Raw genomic sequence first — 21,772 nt, 5'->3', positions numbered from 1 at the left:
TTTTTAGTTTTGTTTACCCAGAGTCCAACTATAAGCTATTTTTAGCATTCGCATGAATCGAACTCTATTTAAAATTCCCAGTTGAGCATAGGATTGTAAACCTTTAATTAAGAAAAAAATAGATTTCATAATTTGTTTTTTATGCCAATAAGCTAAAGCTAAATCCAATAAACAACTAGCTGTTCCATGTCTATTCAAACTAGCTTGTCTCATTTCTAGGGCTATTTTAAAATTTTGGATAGCTTGTTCACACTTATTTTCCGCCAGATTAATCAAACCTAATTGTTCATAACAATCAGAAATTCCTTGGTAATTCTCGGTCTTTTTATAGCCTTCAAAAGCTACTATTGCTAATTTTTTTGCTTCCGTCAAATTTCCTTGGTTAAGATAGATATAAGCGAGATGATGAGCAATAAAAACCTCGGCTTGAATATAATTAATTTGTTTGGCTTTTTCTTGAGCATTTTGCAAAACTTTAATCCCTTGGTCATACTGTCTTTTTCTCCGTAAAATAATGCCTTGATGCACTTGTGGAGTAATTATTCGATGAATTAATCCCAGTTTTTTCCTTAAGTTAATAACTTGATCATAAATTTCTAAAGCTTGATCAAAATGACTCGCATTCATTTCATAATGAGCCAAAATCTCAAGCATTCCCGTTTTAATATCATCAAGCTGAAAATCTGATTGAGCTAGATTTTGATGCTTCAAATTTTCATCAACAATCACTAACCATTTTTTCAAGTTCCTGATTCCATCTTGATAATTTCCCAAGGAAACTTGATACATTGCTAAATGACAATTTGCTTTTATATGTTGTAAGGATTGAGGATGGGATGTAGCAGAAATTTCTTGAAGAATTTGAAAAACCTGTGTCGGATTTTGATTTAAACTACTTAACGTTATAGCTTTTAAAAGTAAAATATCATTCAAAATTTTGCTACTGGTTTTTAATGAATCTATAATCTCTTGAGTGACCCCCAGTAAATTTTGATAAGAACCTTTGAAAAATAGATATTCAGATAAAGGGAGTAATAGATTAGTCGTAGAAGGATTAATAGCAATAGGAAGTTCAAAAATAGTGATTATAGTAGAATCGGTTAGTACCCATTCGGGAATTGTACACAGGTGGTATAAGGCTTCTAAGCTATTTTTGACTTTTTGTGAAGATTGTTCATCTGAATGAGTTTTATAGCCCATCAAAAACTTAACCGTAGCTTTATAATTCATCTGTTGAAAACGGGGTAGGGTCTTAAAAAAGGCAGAATCAAGATTTAATTGTGCTAAAATCAAATCAATAGAGTTTTGATATAGAGCTTGATTGGGGAGTTGAATCATCAGGGTTAATCCATGTTTTTCAGATATTCTAGGGCGATACTGCGGATTAAATTATGCTGTCTAATTACATATTGCTGATTTTCTAAACTATCTTCAAAAAGAAAGCGATCGCGCAATGTTTCTAAAGCAATTTCCTGTTCTTCTTCTCCACAGTCATCTTCTAATAAACTTAACCAATAATCAGGAGTAACAGCACAGCGATAGATGGATGCAGAACAGAGTAAAAGATAAGCATTAAACGCATCTTTTTCTAAACGACTAAAGGTGATTTCTAGTCGAGAACGGACTCTTTTTCTGAGATTCCCAGTATATCGATCTAATTTCCATTGGTCATTCGCACCTTGAATTATACCTTGTTCTTTAGCTTCGGCGATCGCTTTTTCTACTTCTTCAATTTCCTTTCCGTATGTATTCCAGTAAGCAACCACATTACCAAAAAAGGGTTTGTCACCAATTTCACCCGAAATAACCCTTAAAGCTAAAGGATGACCTTCATAGGCTTTACCAATACGCTCTAAATAAGGTTGATGACCAGAAGCAGGTTCAATATCTAATCCTGTCTTTTCAAACAATGCTAATTGTTCTGATGGTTCAAGTCCACTTAAACGTGTAGAATCCCAGAAATTTTTATAGCGAGAAGGCATTTGTCCGGGTAATTCTTGAGTTGTGAGAATCAAACGACTTTGACAAATAGAACTCGCTAATAAGGCGTGAAAGAATTTAACCCACCCTTCATCTTCAAAATCACTCCAACCCTCGTCTTCATTTCCCTTCATAATCAATTCTAGGGAATCCATCACAATCAGATAACGATGATTGCTCAAAAAATTGACTAAACGATGAAGGAGTTGTTCTGGATTTTTACGGTCTTCTAAGGTAACAATCTGTCCCCATTTTTCTAACCAATGAACCGCAACACTAGCAAAATCTGATGCTTGGTTTTGATTATCAAAATTCTCTGAATGAAATTTTGTCCAGTTATCTTTTAACCAATCTTCCCGTAAATCAAAGACTAATTTTTCAGCTAGGGCGGTTTTGCCAATTCCTGTAATTCCTGTGATAATTAAAACTCGACAAGAACCTTCTATTTTATGTTTTAATTCGGTGAGGAGTTGTTCTCGACCAACCCAAGATTGATCATATTGAGAAAATTCTGGAAGTTGTTCAGGTTGAGAAGATGTCGGACTAGAATGATCTACAACATCTTCCCAATTTACACCAACGGCTTCACAGAGTTTAATGAAAACATCTTGGCTGATTGCTATTCCTGCTCGGAAACGCTTTAAAGTTGCAGGCCTAGTGTAAGATTCCTGACACCAACTCGTAGAATCTGCGTCAAAGCCTTTCTTTTTTCGAGCCTGTTCAATGATTTTTTTGCCTGATTGTGAGAGTTTGAGTGTAACTGCCATTTTATCTCCACAAATACATGAAGTATTATAGCTTTATTTGTGGTAGGTAAATCGGCTGTAAACATTGCCCTTTTTTACATATTGAGTGTTGCCGCAGCATCTTCAGAACCCCGAATGCGTTCCTCTAAAAACTGGGTATATTCTTCGCATTGTTGTTCGCATTGTTCGTAGGTGCGGCAAAGTTCCTCAAAGAACGGTTCAAACCGATCATATTGACGATCTTGCCAGCAGTTTTGTAGATTCTGCCATTGACTGATCACACTTCTCCAATCACATCCGATCATTTCCTGAAAGCGTTGTAATTGTCGGAGTAGTGCTTCAGTGTCTTCAATACTGATACCAGCTATTCTACTATTTCTATGGCTATTAACAGATAGCATTTGTCTAGGTTGTTTATTGCTCTGCTGATTCTCTATTTTGTTTGGGGAGTTAGAAAGCCAACTAAGAAAATTAGTAACGAAAGCTTCTTCAGAATAAATTCCTAGTCGCGTTGCTTCATCACATATTTGATCGCTGGAGTATTTATCTTGCCATTCAATGCGCTTATTATCTGCTGTGCTTAGTTCATCTAGTGTATTCAGTGCAATCAGTAGGGTAGACTCTGTTAATGCCGGATTCTGAGAATCAATCCACCTGATTGTGAATGTTTCCTGGTTTATGACTCGTTTAGCAATATTCTTATTACTCTTGCCAGACAGATGATCTTTGAGACGATCGCGAATGTCTTTAGAGGTGTTTTCTGCTTTGCCAACATATAAATTTTTCCGATCTTGACTATCACGAATTAAATAGACACCACCGTGATATTTACCACCTAATTGATCCAGAATTGACCAGTCATCATGATGAGGTGTAAATTGAAAGGGATTAGACCATAACGAGTTGAATTTCATCTGAAAATATCACTTTTTTTATGATAACCATACCCAAATTATGTATACAGTGGGTATACATTTCACTCCAAAACAAAGCTAAATGTGATTAGTGCAAGAGCCAATTTTTTACATATTAAGTGTTGCCGCAGCATCTTCAGAACCCCGAATGCGTTCCTCTAAAAACTGGGTATATTCTTGGCATTGTTGTTCGCATTGTTCGTAGGTGCGGCAAAGTTGCTCAAAGAACGGTTCAAACCGATCATATTGACGATCTTGCCAGCAGTTTTGTAGATTCTGCCATTGATTCATCACACTTTTCCAGTCGCCTCCAATCGTTTCCTGAAAGCGTTGTAATTGTTGAAGTAACCTCTGGGTATCCTCAAAACTAATACCAGTAACTCCACTACTTGACGATCCTCTAAATTCTTTAATTTTTGCTTCGTATGGCTTTCGTTGTTCAGAAGTTAACTCAGGATGAGCATTAAGATAAGCTTGAACGGCATCTGCTTTCTTTGCATTTTGGTTGGTTGCGTTTTGACTAGACTGACTTGGCTGGCGCTTTTCACCATATCCTTCTACGTCTTGCTGCTCCTTATTTTGATGAATTTTTTTGTCTATTGATGATTCCATAATTTCTACAAACAATTTTGGATTGATTTTTCTCAAACATTAAAACTAAAAAAGTACAGCACCATTTTTTACATATTGAGTGTTGCCGCAGCATCTTCAGAAGCACGAATGCGCTCCTCTAAAAACTGAGTATATTCTTCGCATTGTTGTTCGCATTGTTCGTAGGTGTGGCAAAGTTCCTCAAAGAATGGCTCAAATCGATCGTATTGACGATCTTGCCAGCAGTTTTGTAAATTCTGCCATTGATTAATCACACTTCTCCAGTCGCCTCCAATCGTTTCCTGAAAGCGTTGTAATTGTTGAAGCAGTGCTTGAGTATCTTCAACACTAATACCAGTAATTCCACTACTACTCATAAGTATTCCTCCAAGAAATTGTTCAAAAAGTGAAAAAGCCTTAACCCAATGCTTTACGCACTGCTTCCTGATAGCGATTCAACTGCTCGGCGGCATTTCTTCCTACCTCGACAGCTTGAGCGATCGATTGGCGAGTTGAGTCGAAATTTTGGGCAAATTCGTCTCTTTGTCTACCAATAAAAGTTTCGCTACAGCGTGACCACTCGCTATTAAGGGATTGCAATTCTTGTTCAAGAGTATCTTGAAAATTGGCAAGGGCGCGAGCAAATTCCGCTAAAACTTCAGGATCGACATGAATATCTACGGACATAATCAACCTCCAAAATTGGTGAAATAGAAAGAGTAAACAAACTCATTGACGCTGCTTTAATACTTGAGCATAAGTATCAATCATCGATGCAGATAGCAAAGCATAGGGACGAAACTTTTCCGGGGAATCGGGAGTAGATGCGTCGGTAAAATAGGCTTGGGAATCGCGTAAGTTTTTAGCAACGTTCTCACCGAGAAAGTCTTGGGAATCGCGATCGCTCATTTTAAGAGCCACCCGCAAATCAAAGTGAGTCAATGCAGCCCGACTACCGCCAAACAATTGCTGAACGACCTTAAAATCGGTGAGCCATAATACTATATAAATGCCTAATTCCGAACCTTTACTAGCAACTTCTAAAAGCTTTTTGGCATCGGTTGACATCTCTTCACCTATACGTCCTGTAACAGGGCGAAAGCGATCCATTTGGCTGAGACTACCCACCGCAAAGATAAAGAAAAGAGACTTGCCAAAATCGATTGCATCGGTATTAGCTTGACGAATAGCTTGGCGACGATCAAACTCTTCTACCACTTGTTGCCAAATTGTTTCAGCCCGGACAATTTGCCGATCTGCATCAGCAAAACGCTTACCTAATGATACATCAAATTGTGTACTAAAGCAATTGCGAAAGCTAGGCATTAATTCAGCGACATCTCCATCGGATAGGGAAAGATCGATGATTTTAAAAGCAATAAGTTCGGGCGGACAGGTATAAATCAAACCAACAAGCATTGCTCCTAACATACCAAATATTTCACTCTCAGCGTTGCCAATTAGGAGCAAGTTGTTGCGAGGACGACGACGGAAAATAGCTCTAATTTGTCTGCCGATTCTCATTGATTCACCAAGCCAGGTCATACAAGGACTTTCAATCGTTATCCAATCTTTTTCCTGTAGATGCTGTTGATTTAACTCTTGAGAAGATAGCCATTGATCGCACTGGATTAGTGCTTTGAGTTCAATATTACGTTTGAGTTGGGCAGGTTGAATCCCGTTGAACACAACAGTAGGAATAGAACGTTGAAAATTCCGCTCCTTACTTGTTTTTAAAATAGCTTCCATTGCGGCAAGGCGAGCGTTGGAATTAATAAAAGCGACTTGTCCGATGCGGTTACAATTTTTTTCGCCGAGGCGATCGTTATAAGCAAGTTTACCCGCCCGGTCTAAAAGTTCTACCACATCAACATTCCCTTCTGCCATTACCATTGATGCGGTGGATCGGCTCATCTGCATAGCCATTCGCACTGCTATTTGTTCGTAGATCCGCTCGCGAAAGTTTGTCACACGCGGCGACTGAGAACTCAGTAATAAATGAATGCCAAAAGAACGTCCCTGTTTGATAATTGTCTCCAGAGTATCATTGAGGCGATCGCACAAACGACTATCTGCTTGTAAATACATCTGTTGATATTCATCTATTACAATCAAAATCCGAGGCAAGACTTTACCTGTAGCTTTTCGATAGGAATTTAATCCTGCTGCACCGACGGATTTGAATGCTTTAGCTCTAGTTTCAATTTCCGAAACTGCTCGATTCAAAACACTTAGTCCAAATTCTACATCGCTTTCAATAGAAATTACTTGCGCCTGGGGAAGTATTCGTGTGGGGTCTGGATCGTTAAGGGCATTAGGATTACCAATGCGATCAGGCGTAACGTAAATCTGAAATTCTACCCCCTCTTTATAATCGAGCAAATAAAGTTCTAATTCTTCTGGTGAATAATGCAGTGCTAAACTAAAAATAATAGCGTGTAATGTATAGCTTTTACCCGACCCTGGAATCCCAGCCAAAAGTGCATGGGCTGGTTCGTAGGAACCATCATCGTACATTCCTACTAAAAATTCTAACTTATCCCTTGCCCCTGCCATCCCTATTGGTACGTGCAGGTTATTACTGCTGTTACTTGTCCAAAGATGCTCTGGATAAAGGAGATCGAATGGTACAAAATCATTAGGTACATTTTTAACTGCTTCGCTGACCATAGCAGCAATTCGATTGAAATCATCACTATTGGGTGCTGTGTCCAAACGGATACGAAATGCTTCACCGTCAGGAAGTTGTAAGGTAAAAAGTGGTATACCCTCATGCTGAAAATCCTCAGTTTGTAGTGCTAAACATTCTGCTGATAGTGCTTCATTACTTTGAATACCTAAACAGGTTAGACTTGCCCGATCTTGAGAGTCAATACTATTCACTTTAACTGCTAATATTTGACCTAATTTTACTGCTTCTTCAGGGTAACGAATGCGCCGTTCTGTCATCTGAGCAGTGGGTAACATACCTTCTCTACCAGGCAAGAATTCTACAAATGCTCCTGAGTGAAGAATTCGCGTTATTCTTCCTAAGTAAACGTAACCCACTTTAAAACTGCCTGGTCGTCGGAAGCTACCGCCTGTAGTCAACCCATAAGCAGGACGCAAAACAGTACACCAATCATCAAATATTTCATAGCGGAAATCCCGTGGTTTTTCCAGGGTGTCGTCGATGTGCAAGAGTACATATACGCCTGCTTTTGCTCCGTTAAGGATTAAGCTTTTTAAATCCTCGATCGCTGAACGATCAAAACTAGATGGAAAGTCGCCAACAAATACATAGCGATATGCTTCCGGAATTGCTGTACCATCAGCATTATAATCTTCGATCATTTCGTAGTTGCGACTGAGGTAATTTTGAATTACCTGTTCAACGTGCTGGGCTAGAGTACGTAATTGTTCCCGAATATCTTCACTACGAGTATAAGTTTGTTTGCCTACAATTTGATCAGGAAAGTTCCGAAAGGGAAATGTATTTCCGGCATTAACAGGGTCAATAAAAATAGCTTTGCAGGTACAAGCAGGCATTGAGGCAAGTGTGCGTACTGCTAGTGATTCCATCGCTTGTAATGCGGCCTGACGAGAATCTCCGTCATTACTAAATATGGCAATATGACCTGATGAGTGCCGTTTAGCAGTTTGCTCATGGGCACGCAAGGTCAGAATAGCTGGTACTGTGACTTCTCCCTGTTCCCGTTCAATAAATAAGTCGCCGAACCGAAAAAGACTACATGGACTATTCTGATCGGGAGAATGATAATTGGTCTCCCAGCGTTGATCTTGCCAAGGCCATAAGGGGGTATGTAATTTGTTAACTATTTCAGTAATTACGTGCTGTTGTTTATGCCATTCATCTCGCAGATTGTGGGGCTTAACTTCAGTTGCATCATAGCGTGCAGAAAGCATAAATGCTCGGATGATTTCTATGCGATCGCGTGCTTCTTGACGCAGATTTTCTAACTGATCACGCAGTTGTTTTTCTCGATCATACTTCAGCCTCTGTAATCGTTCTTCCTCTTCGGTAAAATAGCGATGGAAGTTTTTCAACTTTTTATCGATCTCCCGATAGATTTTAAACTTTTTCTTAACATCAGCCATTGCTATTCTGGCTATTGTTAATGCCAAGATTGCCATTAAACTGACCAGGATTGCAATCGGTAATATGTCAAAATTTTTCAGTTGATTGTTAAGATAAGTAGTCTTTACTATGATCATAACAACAATAGTTAAAAAAATAATTAATAAGATAATAAATACCTTATGTTTGGCAGAATCGAATTGAATTAAGCTTTCTTTAAAGCTTTCCTCTAATACGTTCATCTCTTTTTTTAATGATTGTAAATCAGCATCGTTCCTCTGTTGAATATCACTAAGTTGACGCTGAAGGTTTCCTTGAAAAGTTTGCAAAGCCTTGAGTCCATCCTGCAAATTTTGAAAGACATCCAGTAATTCTTGTCGATCCAGTTGTATAAAAGAGATAGCAGGTTGGCTATAAGCAGGTCTACTGAGTCCATATTGTAATGCTAATGCTAATGCTTCTGCCAATTTATTTTCATACCATGAGGCTTCTAACCGAGAGTTTTGCAACTCTCGGTATCTTCGATCCACTAAAGCCAGAGCAATGTAATACTGCTTGAGTTGTTGGTAATGTAACATAATTTTTTAGAGTTTAGTCAGTTGCTTCTTTTGCAGAAACAGGACACCGCCAGATACAGTATAGACTGCTGCACCTCCTAAAATAAAAGGCTTTTGGTCATTTTTAACAGCAAAAGCCACGCTACCAATTAGAATAGCAATGAGAGCATGAGCGATGGCAAAACCTTGCAGTTTGCTCTTCGTTTTTTCTCGCAATTCTTCATAAACTGGATGACCACTTCTCAAAGCCGGTGTAAATTTTGTCAGGGCTTGATACACAGGAAATAAAGTCCCTAAATTTGCTAGTGGAAACACAGAAATAACCAACAAATTTGACATTTGTTTAGCAAAATCTTCTGATTTCTCCTGTGGCAACTTTGAAATTTCTTGCAACTGGTCATCGAGTGTCCTGATCCCACCCGTAAACTCTTGTCGCTTTTTCTGAAGCTTTTGACGATATTCCAAAAAGGCAAAGCTGGTATTGCTATCAATGGCTTGTGCTGCTGAAACAGAAAGTAATTCTGTTTCTAAAATGGTTTTGATTAACTTTGTGAGGTTTATCCCCAAGGCGGTTTCAATTTCCAATTGCATCGCTTCTAGTAAAGTTTTTTGTTGTTTAAGGTATTCATCTTGTACTTCTTCATAAAACACACCTAATACAAAGCGCGAATAGTCAAATGCTTCACCCATACGAGTTTCTTTGTTTTGACGGATTAGTTGAAGTTTAGTTTTGCTATCAGCCAGCACTTCAGCAATCGTATCGAAGGTTTCGGTCATCTGATTAGTGAATGTATCGATCTCAGTAATATTATTTTTAAACTGCTGTTGACGATCTCGGATACGGGCTTCTACACGCGCTAATTCATTAGGATCGATAATGTCTTTGTATTGGAAGTTTGTATCAACTACAAGTGATGTCAGTGAATGGGCAGAATCATCATTGGAATTGCATATATCATAAGGCAACTGCTCAAGTTGCTTTTGCATGGAGTCAAAAATTGCTTCATTCTCGCAAAAACATTCATACAGATACTTCACAATTTCAGTAAAGGCTTGCTTAAGCTCGTCGGAATACTTTTCAACTAATGTTTCAAGTTCACCATTCAACTGACGGAATGTATTGCTTGCTGTATTGCGATCGCTATTGTTTTCAATGCGATCGTACAAAAACACATAGGCTTTCTTCGCCATAAACAACAAAACAAAGGGTTCGAAGATCAATGCCTTATTATGAAAACAATCAAACACCAACTGCTGGAGCTTGCCCAAAAAAGCAGCCATATCACTGTCAAGAGCCGGTTTAAGTTCCTCCGTCTTTTCGCGCACTTGTTCTTCAACTTCGGCTTTCTTCTCTTTAAAGCGCTCTAGTGCATCTTCATACCGTTCTTTTGATCGCATCATTTGATCGACTAAACGCCGATGCAAATCGACTTTATTGTTATACTCATTTACTTTAGCGTTGTGACGAGCAACAGCATTATGGTCAGTGCGATCCAAAAACAGTTCACCTGGTGGAGAACCAGGGCGGTTAGAATCTGCACGATGTTGCGCTACTTCAAGTTCAGCTTCTGTTTCTCGGAGACGCTGCTTGAAACTTTCTAAACGTTCTTCACATCGGACTGCAAATTCCTGAATTTTTTGTTTGGTTTTAGCATAATTGTCTGCCTTAATAATACCAGCCAATTCTTCGTCGCTGTAGTTAACGCCCGAATCACCCAGCTTGATAAAAAAATTGATATTGGCAATGGGGGCAATAAGATCACGAACTACATACAGAGATTCATTGCTTGTGATCTGGTCAACCATGATTCTTCCTCTCACTATGTCAGGTGATAATTTTTGTTCATTAATAATCAGGAATTTGATAGATCATATATCTCTTAAAATTCCCCATATTTTGACAAATTTGGAGCCAGGCTTCTTCTTGCCTAATGACAAGATATTATGAACTAATCAAGTCTTTTTATTTCATCAAATAAATAGTCTAAATATTCACCCGATGATACTTGCTCAACTCCGCTAATATTGGGACTAATTTCTTCAAAAAGATGCCGATTCTCTACTTTCGTTTGCACATACCAAGTACCACTTCTTTTAAAAAAGTGATCATGGTATTTGGGATTTCCTTTTTCAAGTGCGTCCGCCGAATCAGCATCCAAAATGCCTTTATTCGAGCCAGATTCTTTGTATTTGTAATATCTTCCGTTTTGACGATGGTATATCGCTCTTGACCAGGCTGCCATAACTCAGTTCCTCGTTTGGCTTAACTACACTGCCATCATCTCAAAAGCTACTTTGGATGTCACGATCTGCTAAGATCAATTAATTACTGATCTCAACTGATCTTGACAATTAACCTAAACTAACCATGACAGGTCAAACCTTGATGGCATCTGAAGAAGGACAGAAAAAAATCAGAGAGGCTATTGAAACTAAAAAATGGAATGTTAGTCAGAAGGATACTAGACCTTTAGTAGCAGCTTGTTTTAAGTACATTCAACAATATCAAGCAGCCCATAATTTGGGTAACAATGCTCGTGAGTGGTTAAAAGATTTTGAACAGATTTTTTATTGTGAAGGTGCTAAAAATCAAACCGAAGCACAAAAAATAGCAAAAATAGCAGAAATTAAGAGAGAAATAATTAAATCATCAAAATATACTTTACTGGATAATATTAAAAATTTTATTGAATCTGGTGAACTTTTTGTAAAGAATATTTCTTGGGGAACTTGGAATAGATTTGCTTCAAAATCTATAAGAAAACCTGTGAATGAGACTGCATTCAAAATTTATTGTGCTATTCTGGATTTGGATTGGCAAGAAATTCAAGAAATGACTGAGCAGCTACCTCCACAATCTGATAATTTTTCCTTAAAATCTAATTTAGATGAACTTCCCCATCAGTCTATATTCTATGGGCGAAAAACTGAGTTAAATCAGTTATTGGAATGGCTGAGTAATAAACAAACAAAAGTTATTCTACTATCGGGAATGGCTGGAATTGGTAAAACAACTTTCATCGTAAATCTTTTAGAGCAAATCACAGATCAGTTTGAGTGTATTATTTATAAAACTTTATCTAATCCTAAGCCTTTTTCTTTATTTTGGCATGATTTAACCGAACAATCTACAAATTTTACTGAAGATATAAAACCAATTATTGATTATTTTCGTAACCATCGTTGTTTACTTATATTAGATAATTGGGAAGAACTTTTAAAATCAGAAAATTTAGCAGGTTATTACCGCCAGGAATATCAAGAGTATGGAGAGTTATTAAGCCAAATAGCTAAAACATCTCATCAAAGTTGTGGGTTATTTATAAGTCAAGAAAAACCGATACAATTTGAAATGTTATTATCTCAACAAATCCCAGTTTATTTGTGGGATTTAAAGGGATTAGATCCAGCCTCTGCTCTCCAGATTTTTGAACATCAAGGATTGGGTAAAGATACTCAAGTTTTAACTAATTTAATCAGACGTTATAGTTATCACCCTGGAGTTCTTAACCTGGTAGCACAGGATATTAAACAAGAATTTAATGGGAATATTTTACAATATTTTAAACAAAGTTCACTCCTAGTAAGTGATGTTATTAGTAACTATATTATCCAGGCATTTACCAAACTATCATCACAGGAAATAGATATTATTTATTTCCTGGCTATTGTTACTGAAAATTTGTCCCAAGAACAGTTAAAACAAGTTTTTGATCACTATTTATCAGGTACAGATATTCTTGATACGATGAAATCACTCAAACGGCGATCGCTCTTAATTCAAGATGCTAATAATACAGAAATAACTTATAGCCTACCTCCATTTATTAAGAAATATGTTAGTAATTTATTTGTAGAAAAGTTTTGCGCTAATATTATAGCAGTGATCAAAACCAAAAATTGGCAAAATATAGGATTATTGAGGACTCATCCTTTAGTTTATCCTAATCCTAATAACAACTTAATTAATCCTAAACTATCGAACAAAATTATAGACAAACTTATTAATTTAAACTGTTCTGAAGATTTATATACTCAATTACAAGATTTATTATTCAAACTGGATTCAAGTTCTGGTTTAGGATATTTCCAAATCAATATTAGTTATTTATCAGGTGTGATTAATCATGGAAATAGGACAAATAATTAATCATAGATATCAAGTGATCTGTCTTTTAGGAACAGGAGGATTTGGAGAAGTTTGGGAAGTCTATGATCTCCAAGATCAAGAACATAAAGTATTAAAAATACTCCAGCAGCATAAATTTCAATATTATCCAGAAAAAGATCAAAATAAAATCATTTCTCTGTTTAAACAAGAAGCAAAAGTATTACAAAAATTAGCTCATCCTGGTATCCCTAAAGGTTATGATTACTTTACCATTACCCCAGAAGGTTATTTAACACCATTACATTGTTTAGTAATGGAAAAAGTTACTGGAGAAAATTTACAACAGTGGTTAGAAAAAAATCAAAAAATCCCTAATATAATAATAGCTCTAAATTGGTTAAAGCAATTAACAAAAACTATTGCTATAATTCATCAAGAGAAACTGATACACCGAGATATTAAACCAGAAAATATTATCTTAAAGTCTGATGGAACTTTAGTTTTAATTGACTTTGGTAGTGTCAGACAAATTACTGCAACTTATTTAATTAAGATGGGTAGTAATGAGTCGGGTACAAAAATTTTATCACCTTTATATGCAGCACCAGAACAATTTGATGGGATCTGTTTTCCCCAATCAGATTTTTTTACTTTAGGACAAACTTTTGTTAATTTATTAACAGGTAATAGTCCAGAGCAATGTCTAAATAACAATAAAACAACTTGGAAAGATAGCCTGAAAACAGAGTTTCAATCATTAGCTAATTTAATTGACTATATGATCGAAGAATATCCGGGTAAACGTCCTCAGAATACATCAATTATTTTACAATACTTAGACGCGATAGAACAAGAAAAAAACGAAAATATTAATCAAATTTTAGAGCTAATAAAACACCAAAATTATTGGCATTATTTCTTGTTAATTCAGAAACATAAAATTTTATTAAATACAATTCCTATAGCTACCTTTTTAGTTGTAACCTCTCTAATTTTATCTTTATTATCACCTCAAATTTCTAGACAACTTAATGAGAGTGGTTTACAAGCATTTAACCAATCCAATTATAATAGTGCTTTATGGCAATATCGTTTAGCCTTATTTTTTAATAATAAATCTGTTTCGGCTCATCATAACTTAGGATTAATTTATGACAATCAAGAACAATTAGGTTCAGCCAAAAATGAATATAAAAAAGCTATTGATATAGGGAATTTAGACGAATCTTACAATAATTTAGCTCGTTTAGAAATTTTAATAGGTAATTACAATCAAGCTATTACTTTAATTAAGACCAGTTTAAAAATTAATCCTAATTCTGAGATTAAAACCAAACATAATCTCTACAAAAATTTAGGCTGGTCACAATTAAAATCAGGACAATTATCGGCTGCGAAACAATCTCTAAAACAGGCAATTAACTTAAACTTAAATCTAGCACCACCTTACTGTTTAATGGCACAAGTATTAGAGGCTGAACAAGAATCAGCACAGGAAGAATGGCAAAAATGTTTAACTTATTCTGCTCCAGATGATCAGCCAGAAATCAAAGAATGGCAAGAATTAGCAAAGCAGAAAGTTAAACAATAATGATTTTATAAAACTAAGCTAGATTGCCTATAATCTAGGCAAATCTAGTTAGAATTACAAACTACTTTGTTCCTCCTGTATTACCATCTGGACAATTATGATTAACCTTAACTTCAAAAGGATCTGGAGAAGCAAAAGCAGGTTGATTATAAGGCAAAATTTTACCGATTAAGTTAACACCATGAAGCATTAAACTCACAAGGAGTAAAATTTTAGTCAAAGAAAGACGTTTCATCACAGATTACCTCTCAATCTTAAGTGGGATGAGAAGCTCGTCGGCCAACTGTGCTTACTCGTATATTTCCAGAATGCTTGATTTATTAGGGTTAAATTACTCAGTTTGAGATCAATCCTGTTCGTGCAACAAAGTGAACTAAAACTGAACCCATAAACCAATAACCCTATGCTCTCTTAGCTTGTTAAAACAGTCGATACGGTTCAAGTCAGGGCTTTGAACATCTGATATAATGAGAAGTCAGGTCAAGTCAGGTTAAGTCAGGTAGGAGTGTTTAATCTTATGGAATCTCAATTCAGTAACTTAAGTGAAGATGAAGCTTTAGAAGTCGCAAATAAAAGTTTTTATGATAAATTTCAGCGTTATGTGAGTGATGTAGAAACGATCATTTTTCGTGGTTCTTGGCAGGATAAAACTTATCAACAAATAGCTAATGATTCAGGCTACTCCTTAGATTATTTTCGTGGAGATGCTGGTAATAAATTTTGGCAAAAACTTTCAGAAGCCCTTGGAGAAAAAGTAAAAAAAGACGATTTTAAAGCCGCTATTGAGCGTAAATGGAAAAATTATCAAAAGCCAAATCCTCCTGATTCTCCTCCCTTAAATTATCGGGAAGAAACTTGGCAAAAAGAAAGAACTTATGGTCAATTTGTAGGACGAAATCCTGAAATAACTGATTGGACTGTTTACAAACAGTTGAAAATAGTTATAGAATAATAAATAGATTCTATTTTAAATTCTGCGCTATTAATTTTATGATCAACGTAAAAACACTGAATATGCCGACGGTAAATATTATTTTAATAGCTGTTATTGTAATCTTGTCTAGTTTAGGAAATACTGGAGTTGCGATCGCTCAAAAACAAAAACAACCCGAACCAGAAAAACCTTTATTAGATGATTTTTCTCCTAACCCATTATTCAGTAAAGAATCCGATCCCTTACTCCCTTCTCCTCCCCCTGACGGTCAAGTTTTAGGTCAAAGTCAACAGCAAATATTAGAACCTGAATTAGTTAAACTCAATGCGGAAGCTACAGGATTATTAGTGGCGGGAAATATTCCAGGTGCGTTTGAATTATGGAACCGAGAGTTAAGGATTCGTCGTTATTTTGGATTGTCTCAAGAAATTGCAGCTTTAAATCGAGTCGGGTTAATTGCTTGGAATAATAGTCAAAGATTATATATAAAATTTATCACAGAACGTCTTGATCAAATTTCACAAAAACTTAACAAGGAAAAGATTAATGATCTTCAATTATGGGAATCCTTGGGATTAGCATTTAAGAATATTAGGGCTAAAAATTCAGCTTTAAGCCTATATCAACAATTATTAGAAACGGCAAATCAAAGTCAAGATAGTTTAGCCCAAGAACAATATTTTAATGAAATTGCTCAAATTTATATGATGTGGTTAGACTATCCCAACGCCGCCCAAACCTATGAAAAATTGTTAGAATTACAACAGGAAATCCGCGCCATTAAAGGGGATGTACTACCGCCGCCAACCCAACCAGCTACACCGGAAAATCCCAACCCCACACCCCCACCCAGTGAAGTGCGATCGCTACAACAGTTGGCTTTTATTTATGAACAAACAGGAGAATATTTAAAGGCTATTTCTGTTAAAGAAAGACTGGCTGGATATTATGCAAATCAGCAAAATTTATTGCCAATTCCAGAAATTAAGTTAGGTATTGGTTGGAATTATGAAAAATTAGAACAATTTGAACAAGCGGGATTAACTTATCAAGAGGCCTACAGTATTGCTACTTCAATTCAACAGTTTGATAACGCTAGTGAAGCATTAGGGAGACTGGGTAAACTCTATCGGTCTCAAAATCAAATTAAAACCGCTTTAGACATTTACCAAGCCCAAGTTTTAGTCAATCAACAGGCTTATAATTATTATGGAATGATGAATGCTTATGATCAAATAGGAGATATTTATTTATCACAAAAAGCCTATCAATCTGCGATCGCCGCCTTCCAACAAGGATTAGGATTAGCACAACAGTTAAAATATCGAGAGGATTATTTTGTTAAAAAAATTGATCTTGCTACTCGTCAAATGAATCGTTAAATTTTAGTAGAATTTGGCATCAGGTATACCCAAATCCCCTGACTCCGGCTTTATTCGTATCTTTGTGGTTGCTTTAAATCAAAGCAATATCGTCCTGAATATCCTCAATCCAGTTAAAAATAGGTTCATCAGAATGACGATGATATATTTCTATATATAACTCTCTAACTAACTGTTGAATAACAGTTTTTTGGATCTTTTCTGAATTATTATCATCAATAATCATCAAGATCATTTCTGTAGTTTGAGTTCCATCTAAAGCAGGTAAAATATAAATAATATCTTGTAATTCTTTTGCACCCAACCGTTTATAAAAGGCAATTCTACGCTGCTTTAATTCTCGATGATCTCCAAAATCAGGATGTTCAACTTCTAAGACTAAGGTTTTCGACTCTTTTTTAACCAAATCTATCAGATAATTCAAAAATTGAGAACCGATTTTAATATTTCTTAAATGGGGGATTGTTGCTAAATAAGCTAATAAGATAAAGTTAGAACCAGGCAGGGGATATAAAATTGATATCAAGGCAAATTCTTGTTGAAAATAACCCAACCAGAGTTGAGTTTTTTGAGTTAAAATTGCTTCCCGTATCCAAGGCGTTGGAATTCGTTCTGGAGATAGAAATGTTTCTTCATAAAGTGCGATCGCAGTCTCAAAATCAGGATGATCAATATTCTGAATCTGCTTAAATTCAATTTCAGGGTTAGTTGAATACATAGGAGATTTTAGTTTAACTTAATTTTGGGATTAAATATATTATGACTCCTAGGGGGCGGGTTTATAAAAGTTATTAGTGGGAAACAAAAATTATTACAGAACCCGCCCCTACAATCTGATTCATCTTGTAAGTCAAACTAGAAACCTCGTTTCTAGTTCACCCAGCTTAACCCTAGTATAAATCCGCACTCCTCTTGACAGTGTAGTATAAATGTAATATGCTTGACATAGATTGATATTTAGATACCCCATAAAATTCTTATGCCTTACGAAACGTTAAATCTTTCTACCCCTAAACCCGTCCTATCTTGGGCGAATCACGATTTAGGTTCAGCAGAAACCCAAATGGCGAAAAACGTCGCTTCTTTGCCCTTTGTCTTCAAGCACGTTGCTTTAATGCCCGATGTTCACTTAGGAAAAGGGGCATTAGTCGGTTCTGTAATTGCCACAAAAGAAGCCATTATTCCGGCGGCTGTGGGGGTCGATATTGGTTGCGGAATGTGTGCGATCAAATTACCTTTTATTGCTGAACAAGTGGAGGGGAAACTCAAAAAAATTCGCCAGGAAATTGAAGCAACAATTCCGGTGGGGTTTGATCAAAATAAACATATTGAAAAAGCTGTCACCAATTGGCAAGGATGGCGAGAATTTAAAGACCTGCATTCTAAAGTTCAAAACTTAGAATCAAAAGCGATTAAACAAATGGGATCTTTAGGAGGTGGTAATCATTTTATTGAACTGTGTTTAGATGAAGAAAACAACGTTTGGTTAATGTTACATTCCGGTTCTCGACATATTGGAAATATGTTAGCCCAGAATCATATTGACACCGCAAAAAACCTAGCAAAATTAGCAGAACTTAAACTTCCCGATCCAGATTTAGCTTATTTTGTATCAGGAACTTCTGAATTTGCAGCCTATTGGAATGATTTACAATGGGCGCAACATTACGCTCGATTTAACCGAGATATTATGATGGCACGGTTTAAACGAATTGTGGAAACAGCCGTGGCGGGTGGTAAACCAACTCAAGCCTTATTAGAAGTTAATTGTCATCATAATTATTCTGAAAAAGAACTGCATTTTGGCGAGGAAGTTTATGTAACTCGTAAAGGTGCTGTCCGCGCAGCAGAACAGGATTATGGGATTATTCCTGGTTCAATGGGGGCAAAATCCTTTATTGTGAAAGGCAAGGGAAATCATGATAGTTACTGTAGCTGTTCCCATGGAGCGGGGCGCTTAATGTCTCGAACTAAAGCCAAAAAAACCTTTACTTTAGATGATTTAGTTCAACAAACTAAAGGAGTTGAATGTCGGAAAGATACAGGAATTATTGATGAAATTCCGGGTGCTTATAAATCCATTGATGAAGTCATGAAACAACAATCAGATTTAGTTGAAGTTGTGGCAACTTTGAAACAAATTCTCTGTGTCAAAGGCTAAAAATTCCGTAGGGGCGAGGTCTTCTCGCCCTCTAACTTTAAACCCGATAATTTAATCGGGTTTAGGGTGGGAAAAACTCACTCCTAGGATTGTTTTTGTTCAGTAACTAAGGTTAAACTCACCCATTCTCCTTTGCCATTATATTGACGAATTAAACGCTGTCTAAGATTCGGTCTAATTAACCAACCCGCCTCAAAAAAGCAGGGTTTCCCTAACTCTACTTTCTCAGGAATTGTCGCGGAAGCCCCATCGGGTAATAATATTACTTTAACGGGGTTTTTTCCTTGATCAAAATAAAGAATAGACCCATCAATTCTTGCTTTTGAGGATATTTTAGTTTCCTGAACTCCAAAAGTTAGATTTTGCTGAAGTTGATGATCATTATCTAATTGTAACTGCATTCGAGTTGAATAAGATTCAGGAGAACGTAAATCAGGATAAATGGTCATTGCTTCTCCTCGCCATTCTCCTAATAACGCCTCAATGGTAAAGGGAGGATATTTAACGATATCAGTTCCCCGACGTTTTTCTCGAATTAATGTTAAACTTTCTAACTGACCATCGGTGTTGAATAGTTCTACTAAACGTAACCGTTGATTTTCATAAATAAATCCAAATTCTGCACCAGATTGTGAAACGGGAGACAGTTGAATTGTTCCTTGAGAAAAGGCACCATTCTCAAAAAATAAAAGATCTCGTCCCAGAGATTGATATTCTCGGACTAATTCTTTAACTTCCGGTGGAGCAGTGGGATCAGAATTAGGATAAAATCGTTTTAGGGTCAGTCGTGCCGTTTGATTGTCATTGAAACTTTCTAGGGTGAGATGACTGGGAATATCAGTGATCAATTCTCCTTGGGGTGATAATTGAGCGAAAGACCCTTGCCATTCTCCGATATTTTTTAGAAAATTTTGCCATTGACTGTTCATTTTTAATTCAATTAATTAATAACATTGATAATGAATCAGGATAATAAAATTATAACACTTTTAACAGATTTTGGTTTAAAAGATGTTTATGTCGCGGTAATGAAAGGGGTGATTAGTCAAATTAATCCTCGAATTAATATCATTGACTTAACCCATGAAATCCCACCTCAAAATATTGCCAATGGTCGATTTTGTTTAATGAATGCTTATTCCTATTTTTCGGAAGGAACAGTTCATGTTGCTGTTGTTGATCCTGGGGTGGGAACCCAAAGAAGGGCGATCGCAATTCAATTTAATAACAATTATTTGGTGGGGCCGGATAATGGATTATTGACGGGAATTTTAGAACCTTTTTTAACTTGTGAAATGGAGGAGATAAATCGCAACAACTTAATTGCGGTTGAATTAAATCATCCTGAATATTGGCGTACTGCTAAACCGAGTACAACCTTTCAAGGTCGAGATATTTTTGCTTCGGTTGGCGCTCATTTAGCATCCGGTGTTCCCCTGGAACAACTGGGAACCATAATTGATCCCAAAACTTTAGTCAGGTTATCTTTACCGCCTTGTCAAGTCCATGATTTAAAAATACAGGGATGTATTCAATATATTGATGGATTTGGAAATTTAGTCACCAATATTCCCAGGGAATTAGTAGCTGATAAAAATTGGTATGTGGCGATTAGTAAAGCCAAAAATAAGAAAAGTAAAAAATTGAATAAAAAAAAGCAAAAGAAATTCAAAAAAAACCTCAATTCCCAACAGCAAATTCTTTCCGGTTCGTCCTACCTGATTGGTGCGGGTCAAACCTATGGCGATGTCCCCTTGGGTCACTTTGTCGCCTTAGTGGGTTCCCATGGTTGGGTAGAAATTGCATTGAATGGGGGAAATGCTCAACGAAAATTAAAGGTTGATTGGGCCACAAAGGTACAAGCCTTGTTTACCTAGGATAGAACATCTGAACACCCAAGGATTACGGAAATAACAGGGGTGGAACATCCCTACCACCCTACAGGGTTTTCTACACTTCTCAATCCCCATAGGATTTGTCATCTTAGATACAGGTAGGCAATATTGGAACTGTAAAATGAAAAATCTGATTCAATCTTTTTATAATTGGTATCGTGTGACGCTACGGAATACGAAATATCGTTGGGTTGTAATTTTAGGAAGTTTAATTTACTTGGTGAGTCCCCTTGATATTTCTCCCGACTTTCTGCCCATTGTTGGATGGTTAGATGATGGGATTATTGCTACAATTTTAGTGACCGAAGTATCTCAATTATTGATTGAAGGGTTAAACCGTCGCAAACAAACCCAGAAAGCAACAGAGGTTAATCCAGTTGATTCAATGGGTCATGATCAAACCGTTGTGGATGTTTCCGTTAGCTAGAGAGAATATTTATAATATCAATCAAAAATGCAGTAGAGATAGATAATTATTGATCTCTACTGCATTTTTTATGAGTTTTTGATACTGATAAATTTTGGATTTAAAAAATAAGTCTATCTTTAGGTAGATGCTAGGGTTAACACAATATCTGGTAAATTGCATCTAATGATTCATGATTTTTACATTATTTTATCAATGTTAAAGATCAACAAGCGGTAGCACAATTAACGGATTAAACTCCCTATTGCTTGAATTTATTCCCAGTCCAACTGGCTTTAAAATTAGGTGTGCATTTATACAGTGTTAATTGAGGGTAAAATAGCCAAACCGAACCTTTTCCATTAGGATAAAATTAGATTAGGCAATGATGACATCAAATTATTCAAGATCTTCCGATCCAATATT

Annotated in this window: 19 protein-coding genes; 7 read left to right on the top strand and 12 right to left on the bottom strand. The window is 36.3% G+C overall.

The window, feature by feature from the left end; all coding sequences use genetic code 11:
- Positions 1-3: 3 nt before the first annotated feature.
- From AC2D3N_RS02360 to AC2D3N_RS02320, 9 genes are all read right to left on the bottom strand, one after another.
- Entirely contained in the window at positions 4-1,338 is a 1,335-nt protein-coding gene (locus AC2D3N_RS02360) for a tetratricopeptide repeat protein (protein WP_079677322.1), read from the bottom strand.
- Positions 1,339-1,343: 5 nt separating this feature from the next.
- Positions 1,344-2,747, bottom strand: a complete 1,404-nt coding sequence (locus AC2D3N_RS02355; RefSeq protein ID WP_484692654.1) for an AAA family ATPase — start codon at positions 2,745-2,747, stop codon at positions 1,344-1,346.
- Between the two features lie 74 nt (positions 2,748-2,821).
- A complete protein-coding gene (locus tag AC2D3N_RS02350) occupies positions 2,822-3,640 on the bottom strand; it encodes a GIY-YIG nuclease family protein (RefSeq protein ID WP_484692653.1) in 819 nt (272 codons plus the stop codon).
- Between the two features lie 108 nt (positions 3,641-3,748).
- Entirely contained in the window at positions 3,749-4,252 is a 504-nt protein-coding gene (locus AC2D3N_RS02345) for a hypothetical protein (protein WP_484692652.1), read from the bottom strand.
- A gap of 68 nt (positions 4,253-4,320) precedes the next feature.
- Positions 4,321-4,608, bottom strand: coding sequence for a hypothetical protein (locus AC2D3N_RS02340; protein ID WP_484692651.1), 288 nt, complete (start codon positions 4,606-4,608; stop codon positions 4,321-4,323).
- A gap of 40 nt (positions 4,609-4,648) precedes the next feature.
- On the bottom strand, positions 4,649-4,918 hold the full coding sequence (locus AC2D3N_RS02335) for a WXG100 family type VII secretion target (RefSeq protein WP_484692650.1): 270 nt from the start codon (positions 4,916-4,918) through the stop codon (positions 4,649-4,651).
- Between the two features lie 42 nt (positions 4,919-4,960).
- Positions 4,961-8,887, bottom strand: coding sequence for an FtsK/SpoIIIE domain-containing protein (locus AC2D3N_RS02330; RefSeq protein ID WP_484692649.1), 3,927 nt, complete (start codon positions 8,885-8,887; stop codon positions 4,961-4,963).
- A gap of 6 nt (positions 8,888-8,893) precedes the next feature.
- Entirely contained in the window at positions 8,894-10,672 is a 1,779-nt protein-coding gene (locus AC2D3N_RS02325; protein ID WP_484692648.1) for a hypothetical protein, read from the bottom strand.
- Between the two features lie 143 nt (positions 10,673-10,815).
- Positions 10,816-11,109 carry a hypothetical protein gene (locus tag AC2D3N_RS02320; protein WP_079677314.1) on the bottom strand — a complete coding sequence of 98 codons (294 nt, stop codon included), beginning with the start codon at positions 11,107-11,109 and terminating at the stop codon, positions 10,816-10,818.
- A 125-nt stretch (positions 11,110-11,234) separates the two neighbouring features.
- Here AC2D3N_RS02320 and AC2D3N_RS02315 point away from each other — a divergent pair, with 125 nt between their 5' ends.
- Positions 11,235-13,016 carry an NB-ARC domain-containing protein gene (locus AC2D3N_RS02315; protein ID WP_079677313.1) on the top strand — a complete coding sequence of 594 codons (1,782 nt, stop codon included), beginning with the start codon at positions 11,235-11,237 and terminating at the stop codon, positions 13,014-13,016.
- Positions 12,994-14,568, top strand: a complete 1,575-nt coding sequence (locus AC2D3N_RS02310; protein ID WP_484692647.1) for a protein kinase domain-containing protein — start codon at positions 12,994-12,996, stop codon at positions 14,566-14,568. The genes AC2D3N_RS02315 and AC2D3N_RS02310 overlap by 23 nt, the downstream gene beginning before the upstream one ends.
- A 61-nt stretch (positions 14,569-14,629) precedes the next feature.
- On the opposite strand, the gene AC2D3N_RS02305 is transcribed toward AC2D3N_RS02310, so the two are convergent.
- Complete coding sequence (locus AC2D3N_RS02305; protein ID WP_159451510.1) at positions 14,630-14,803, bottom strand: hypothetical protein; 174 nt, start codon at positions 14,801-14,803, stop codon at positions 14,630-14,632.
- 282 nt (positions 14,804-15,085) lie between these two features.
- On the opposite strand from AC2D3N_RS02305, the gene AC2D3N_RS02300 reads away from it, so the two are divergent.
- Positions 15,086-15,520, top strand: coding sequence for a helix-turn-helix domain-containing protein (locus AC2D3N_RS02300; protein ID WP_484692646.1), 435 nt, complete (start codon positions 15,086-15,088; stop codon positions 15,518-15,520).
- Between the two features lie 38 nt (positions 15,521-15,558).
- Positions 15,559-16,884, top strand: coding sequence for a tetratricopeptide repeat protein (locus AC2D3N_RS02295; protein ID WP_484692645.1), 1,326 nt, complete (start codon positions 15,559-15,561; stop codon positions 16,882-16,884).
- A 73-nt stretch (positions 16,885-16,957) separates the two neighbouring features.
- Here the strand turns inward: AC2D3N_RS02295 and AC2D3N_RS02290 are convergent, their stop codons facing one another.
- Entirely contained in the window at positions 16,958-17,602 is a 645-nt protein-coding gene (locus AC2D3N_RS02290) for an N-acetyltransferase (protein ID WP_484692644.1), read from the bottom strand.
- Between the two features lie 261 nt (positions 17,603-17,863).
- Between AC2D3N_RS02290 and AC2D3N_RS02285 the strand changes: the two genes are divergently transcribed.
- On the top strand, positions 17,864-19,045 hold the full coding sequence (locus AC2D3N_RS02285) for an RtcB family protein (protein ID WP_079677308.1): 1,182 nt from the start codon (positions 17,864-17,866) through the stop codon (positions 19,043-19,045).
- A gap of 83 nt (positions 19,046-19,128) precedes the next feature.
- Here AC2D3N_RS02285 and AC2D3N_RS02280 read toward each other — a convergent pair whose 3' ends face one another.
- Positions 19,129-19,974, bottom strand: coding sequence for a DUF3598 family protein (locus AC2D3N_RS02280; protein ID WP_079677307.1), 846 nt, complete (start codon positions 19,972-19,974; stop codon positions 19,129-19,131).
- Positions 19,975-20,004: 30 nt separating this feature from the next.
- Here AC2D3N_RS02280 and AC2D3N_RS02275 point away from each other — a divergent pair, with 30 nt between their 5' ends.
- Complete coding sequence (locus AC2D3N_RS02275) at positions 20,005-20,922, top strand: SAM hydrolase/SAM-dependent halogenase family protein (protein WP_484692643.1); 918 nt, start codon at positions 20,005-20,007, stop codon at positions 20,920-20,922.
- Positions 20,923-21,061: 139 nt separating this feature from the next.
- Positions 21,062-21,367, top strand: a complete 306-nt coding sequence (locus AC2D3N_RS02270; RefSeq protein ID WP_079677305.1) for a YkvA family protein — start codon at positions 21,062-21,064, stop codon at positions 21,365-21,367.
- The last annotated feature ends 405 nt before the right edge of the window (positions 21,368-21,772 follow it).

It is taken from the genome of Planktothrix sp. PLAVEN19ND (assembly GCF_057220675.1).
The sequence above is the reverse complement of the archived record's forward strand: the minus strand, read 5'-3'. Positions and strand labels throughout refer to the sequence as shown.